Annotated in this window: 8 protein-coding genes; 5 read left to right on the top strand and 3 right to left on the bottom strand. The window is 31.2% G+C overall.

Annotated elements, in window-relative coordinates; translation table 11 throughout:
• Window positions 1-5: 5 nt before the first annotated feature.
• From AC1DND_RS01180 to AC1DND_RS01190, 3 genes are all read right to left on the bottom strand, one after another.
• Window positions 6-179, bottom strand: a complete 174-nt coding sequence (locus AC1DND_RS01180; protein ID WP_477578413.1) for a class IIb bacteriocin, lactobin A/cerein 7B family — start codon at window positions 177-179, stop codon at window positions 6-8.
• A gap of 601 nt (window positions 180-780) precedes the next feature.
• Window positions 781-972 carry a hypothetical protein gene (locus tag AC1DND_RS01185; protein WP_477578415.1) on the bottom strand — a complete coding sequence of 64 codons (192 nt, stop codon included), beginning with the start codon at window positions 970-972 and terminating at the stop codon, window positions 781-783.
• Window positions 973-984: 12 nt separating this feature from the next.
• Window positions 985-1,152, bottom strand: a complete 168-nt coding sequence (locus AC1DND_RS01190; RefSeq protein WP_477578417.1) for a ComC/BlpC family leader-containing pheromone/bacteriocin — start codon at window positions 1,150-1,152, stop codon at window positions 985-987.
• A 292-nt stretch (window positions 1,153-1,444) separates the two neighbouring features.
• Here AC1DND_RS01190 and AC1DND_RS01195 point away from each other — a divergent pair, with 292 nt between their 5' ends.
• From AC1DND_RS01195 to AC1DND_RS01215, 5 genes are all read left to right on the top strand, one after another.
• Window positions 1,445-2,740: a S41 family peptidase gene (locus AC1DND_RS01195; protein WP_477578418.1), complete on the top strand. Its 1,296-nt coding sequence runs from the start codon at window positions 1,445-1,447 to the stop codon at window positions 2,738-2,740.
• Between the two features lie 132 nt (window positions 2,741-2,872).
• Window positions 2,873-3,052 (top strand): hypothetical protein, encoded by a 180-nt coding sequence (locus tag AC1DND_RS01200; protein WP_477578420.1) that lies wholly within the window; start codon window positions 2,873-2,875, stop codon window positions 3,050-3,052.
• A gap of 72 nt (window positions 3,053-3,124) precedes the next feature.
• Window positions 3,125-4,522: a S41 family peptidase gene (locus AC1DND_RS01205; RefSeq protein ID WP_477578422.1), complete on the top strand. Its 1,398-nt coding sequence runs from the start codon at window positions 3,125-3,127 to the stop codon at window positions 4,520-4,522.
• Window positions 4,523-4,525: 3 nt separating this feature from the next.
• A complete protein-coding gene (locus tag AC1DND_RS01210; RefSeq protein WP_477578424.1) occupies window positions 4,526-5,581 on the top strand; it encodes a sensor histidine kinase in 1,056 nt (351 codons plus the stop codon).
• Window positions 5,582-5,667: 86 nt separating this feature from the next.
• Window positions 5,668-6,168, top strand: a 501-nt coding sequence (locus tag AC1DND_RS01215; RefSeq protein WP_477578426.1) for a LytS family sensor histidine kinase, incomplete at its 3' end; no start/stop codon positions are given.

The raw sequence follows: 6,168 nt of genomic DNA on the forward strand, positions 1-6,168 counted from the left end.
GATTATTAATGTAATTGATTATACAACGTTCTACCCATTTTCTCTCCAAGGAACCATGCTCCTCCACAAACTGCTACTCCCGCTGCTATAATTGCAGGAATAATGCCGCCATTAATTTTTTTCATTTCCTTAGCGCCCAATTCCTGAACGCCAAAATTTTCTAATGCTAAATTTTTCATTTCGTTTAATTTAAATTTTATTCCTTACTCGTTAAAGGCTTTTCAGGTTTTGCCTATGTTGGTCTAACATGAAACAAGTATCTAGTTTTAGAATTCATTAAGAAAAAAAGATACACCAAATGGTATTTCTTAAGGACGAAAAAACAGCACGTTAATACAATTAACGATATAAAAAAATCCTTAATCGAAAAGTTATACTAAAAGAACTAGCGATGGATTTAGTTCGATAGCTATAAGGGCTTTGGAATTGAGCGCCGAAGAATTTGCAAAAAAACCTATAAAATATCAGCACACATCAGTACTAAATATTTCATAGGTTAAATACCTTCGTACAATTCAGATCCTTTTGAACAGAGATAATATGTCTTATCTGTTATGAAGTAACTGATTATTTAACAAAATCGTTTATTTCTGCAAACATCCCATTTAAAAATTCGACTCTATATCATAAAGAAATATAAATAAGAGCAAGAGTATAAAAATGGTATTGATTAAATTTTCATTTCTCTTCGTTAACGAATTTTCTATATTTTTCTATTTTATCATTCTATTAAAAACCGAGTTGTAAATTCATTTTAAATTTACAACTCGGTTTAATAAATTATAAATTATGTGCAATTAAATAAATTGTACTAGCTCCTCCAGTTAGGAAATGTGCCATTGTCCATACATATGATCTACCAATTAACTCTGCAGCGTCGCCTTTATCTCCACCATTAATATTTGTTAGCTCATGGTTTYCCAAAATAGACAGTCCCATAGAGTCGAKTTGATTATTTTGTAAATTTTTCATTTCTTTTATCTTCTAATTAAAATCCTGTAATCCTTTTTTTACCCCTTCAATAAATCTTTCCCTATTATCATATAAATAAATTCCGTATCCAACTAACCACCAATTTCCACCATCAATCTTATTGACTTCTTTAGCATCTAACTCCTGAACATCAAAGCTTTCTAATTCTAATTTTTTCATTTCGTTTAATTTAAATTTTTGTTTCCTACTCTTTTCAGGCTTTTCAGGTTCCGCCTATGTTGGTCTAACATGAAACAAGTATTGGATATTAAATTTCAATCAAAAAAAAAGATACACCAAAGGGTATTTCATAAGGACGAAAAGAGGTTATAACAGCTGAAATAGCCAATATTGAATGAAACTGACGCTACCCCAAATCTTACATTTCCTACACAAAATATAAGACAAATATGTATTTTAAAATAGTTTATCCTTTAAGTATAAATATCGACTATAATTGTAACTGAAAACTATGAAAAAAATTATCTTCTATTTATTGCTCTTATTTCCATTTTATAATTTACAAGCACAGAACTGTAATTGCGGTGATAATTTCAATTACTTAACAGAAAGGATTTCTAAAAATTATGTAGGTTATTCCGATAAAGTAACACCTGCAAATAGCCAGCAGTTTAAAAAATTTACTGATAGTCTGCAACAGGTAGCCAATCAATCCACACCTTATAAATGTTTAAGCTTATGCCGCGAATGGTTAAGTTTTTTCAAAGATAAACACATATCATTTGGGATGGATTTTGATAAATTGAATCCAGATTCCGTAAGAAAGTTTTTTGCTATGGAAGAAAAAACCAATTGGACGGAAAACGCATTTAAATCTTACCTCGTACAGAACAAAGAAATTCTCGATAGCATTGAAGGAATTTGGAGCGTTGGCATATATGAAGTTGGAATCATTAAAGATACCAAACCCAATGAGTTTATGGGGTTTATATTAAAGGCCGATTCCATAAGATGGATGCCACAACAGGTCAAATTTAGATTGGCAAAAAAGGACAATCAGTATCAAACTATTTTCTTCGCTGGTGGAGACCATTCGGAACAACACCCGGTATTATCAAAACATGGCGATATATTAAATTTTGGGATATTCGGTAAGTGGGTTAAAGCGCCCAAACCTTTTCTAGCTGCTTTGCCTGTAAAAGAAATTGATCTCTCACCAAAATTCCGGGTTTTGGACAATGAAACGGCCATCTTTGAAATGCCATCTTTCGGCAAATTAGATTATGTGGCCCCCACAGCTACACTTATTAAGAAGAATGAAAACATATTAAAAAACACCAAACATTTAATTGTCGATTTAAGAAATAACAGTGGTGGCTCTGTTTTGGTATACGAAAAGTTAATGCCATACCTCTATACCAACCCTATACTAAAAGAAGGAGGATATGTTTTAGCAACGCCAGACAACATTAAAGATAGTGGTTATGCTAAGGTTTATAAAAATCCAGAGCGCGTTTCATTTCTCTTTAATGCCGGTACAGGAAGTGCTGCCGAATTGTTTTTACTAGAAGCCAAACAAAGTAAAAAGGTAAAATTATATGGTGAACATTCGTCTGGTGCTGTAGATTATACTGAATTTGTAAAAGTAGAAATGCCATGTAAATTCTACACGCTTTATTACCCTACCTGTAAATCTTTAAGATTACCAGATTATCCTTTAGATAACATTGGGATTAAACCCGATGTAGAAATACCTGCCGATACCGCCGATTGGATTGATTTTGTAAAGAAGTATAAAACTAAATAACGATTCACTATTTAAACTATACAATCTATTGGTTTGGTACAGACAAACGGCTGTTTGGTGTATAATTTTTCACTATTACATTCAGAAACAACACTTTTAAGCACATTTATTTAACTATCTATCATTACAATTATGAAAAACAAAAAATTAGAAAAAAAGACCGTGTTTCTTTTTAAGAAAAAATCAATTGCCAATTTGAGTAAAGAGCAGATGAGAAAAATTAACGGAGGGAGTAATCCAACTACTGAAAACCCTGTTTCAACAGGCACCAATATTTGCAATGAGACTCTTAACCAAACTATTTCTCTTTAACTTAATTCAATTTATTCTTCAGGAAACCAATCAACTACTTTCTACTAACTTTATTAAGTTGATAAAAAAATTATGAAAATTATATATTTATTACTTTGTCTATTTCTCTCGATTAATTGTGGGGCACAGGTTTGTAATTGTTCGGATAATTTTGAATTTATGGTGCAAAGAATTAAGAAAAACTATGTTGGCTATAATGACAAGGTTAATAAATTGAATCAAAAACAATTTGAGCATTTTACGGATAGCCTTCAAAAAATAGCGAATAAAACTGAAAGTAATAAATGTATTTCTCTTTGCAGAGAGTGGCTTGACTTTTTTAAAGACAAGCATATGACTGTTTTATTTAACACGAATCAACCAAAAGATTCTATTATTCATTTTTTCTCAAAAGAAGCGAAAACGAATTGGACTGAAGATAAACTAAAATCTTATTTAAATAATCCTAAAAGATCTGTAGATAATATAGAAGGCATTTGGAATCATGAATCTAATATTTTCAAACTTGGTATAGTTCGCGATAGTTTAATCCATAATGAGTTTATTGGGTTCGTGATTAAAGCTGATGGAATATTTTGGTCTCCACAACAAATTAAATTCAAGGTAAAAAAAATAAATCAAGCTTATAATTTCACCTATTTTCTCGCCAGAGATCACTCAGATTACCTAGCCAAAATGGACTTACTAAAAGATACCATTAATCTAAATGAGCTTGGTAAATTCTACAAAAATACACCGCTTGAGCAAAGATCTCAGCTGGGAATAAACAATCCTAAATTTAAAAATCTCGATGACAAAACAAGTCTTTTAACTATCCCTAGTTTTTCCATTGAGCTTAAAAAGGAGACAGATAGTTTGATGATTAAAAATGCTTCAGTACTACAAAATACCGAGCATTTAATTATCGATGTAAGAAATAATGCTGGCGGAGCTGCAAGTGCTTTCGGAGAAATACTACCTTACCTGTATACCAATCCAATTTTAACAGAGGAAGCACAGGTGTTAGCCACAGATGATAATATTAAAGATGGATATGAACGAATTATAAACTTAACTTCTGGCGATATAAAGGAAAGTTATATAAAAAAAGTAGCTAACCTAAAAGCACATCGTGGCGAAATGTATCTGCTTTACCGTGCTGATACTATCAAGTACAACTCTATATTAAAAAATCCTCAGCGTGTATCCATTTTAATGAACAAAAAATCGGTTAGTAGTGCAGAACTCTTTATTTTACAAGCTAAACAGAGTACAAAAGTTAAACTTTATGGCACCAATAGTTCAGGTTCCATTAACTACCTCGAACGCGTAGAAACCCAAATGCCTTGTATTTTTTTTACACTAGTTTATCCACCGGCAAGATTACTTATCGCGAACAAAGAAAAAGCCAATATCGGTATTAAACCCGATGTAGAAATACCTGCAAATGTTAAGGACTGGATAAAATTTGTTAAAGATTATAAATTGTAAATTTTGCTTTTACTCAAAAAACATACAGTACTGTTATACCATATCTACTTTTGGATAGCTTTTACAGCTTTAAACATAATTTTGCGCTTTTCAAGGAATCCAAATTATGTGGCTAATGTATGGGAAAACTTACTTACCGATATTTTAATATTAAACATTCCAACATTATACGGATTCTATATAAGTTGGTATGCTTATTCCAAATTTTTAGAACCAATTAAAGTAACCAAACTAATTGTATCTATAATTTTAATATTTATTACCTATACAATAGTTTGGTATGTGGTAGATTACTGGATACTGCCGCAGCTTGGCAAAGATTACACGCCAACATCAGAATTTATATTCTGGCAATTTATTGCAGTTATATTTTATATTTTTATTGAGTGTAACATTGTGGCATTCGGATTTCAATATTTCAAAAAAACGCTCAGGCATCAAAAGCGCTTAAGGCAAATACAAAACGAAAAATTAGAAATTGAATATGCTTTTTTAAGGGCTCAGATAAATCCACACTTTTTAAACAATACTTTGAACTTTTTTTACGCTAAATCATTGCCACTGTCCGAAGAATTGTCAAACGGAATAATGACATTATCAGAGATTATGCGCTATTCACTACAAATAGATCAAAATAATCAGTTGATGCCCCTAATGGACGAAATAGAACATGCAAGAAACATCATCAATATCAATAAATTACGTCTTAACAATCGTTTGTGTATAGATCTAAAAATTGAAGGGGATGCACAAAATGCTACAATTGTCCCCCTAACCTTGGTTACCCTACTTGAGAACATTTTGAAACATGGAGATTGCATTAATCAAGGCGCTGGCGCTCTGATTAGTTTGAAAATTGAGGAAGATAGAACCCTTATAATAAAAACTTTTAATAAAAAATATAGTAAACAAAATAAATCCTCTAATGGAACAAGTCTCGAAAATTTACAAAAAAGACTTAAAAGTTATTATGGGGCTTATTTTAAATTAAGTATAAATGATCAGGATGATTTCTATGCACTTAGCTTAACCCTACCCAATAAATATAAAACGCGATAAATAATTTAATTATCCCAATTAATTGTAAAATGATAAGCAAGTTAGAATTTCTCAAAAAGCATCGATTAATCATCTATCATATAAGCTTGTGGTTAGGATATATTGTGCTGACTATTCTAGCGGGTCTTTTCAAGTCACCTAAAGCTTATTCAACAGGCATCCTTTATTTCTTCTTTACTTACTTGCCCGATATATATGCCTTTTATTTATGTTGGTATATTTATTCCCTCTATACCTATCCTTTAAAAGCGTGGCGATTAATTATTGGTTTAATTTTGGTACATGCTTCTTATGCTATTTTTTGGTACATTACTGGCTATTACATCAGGCCTTTTGTTTGGCCAGATGGGCCTACACCAAGGGCATTTCAATTCTTCGATTTTATCACTTTAAATCTATACAAGTTTATTAAATATGCCCTTTTATCCTTTAGTTTATTTTATTTCCGCCAATCCATTAAACGTGAAAAAGAGTTAAAAATAATAGAAAAAGAAAAGTTTGATACCGAAAATTCCTTTCTCCGTGCACAGATTAATCCTCACTTTTTAAATAATACGCTGAATTTCTTTTTTGCAAAGTCTTTACCC

Source organism: Pedobacter sp. 01N416 (assembly GCF_056399685.1).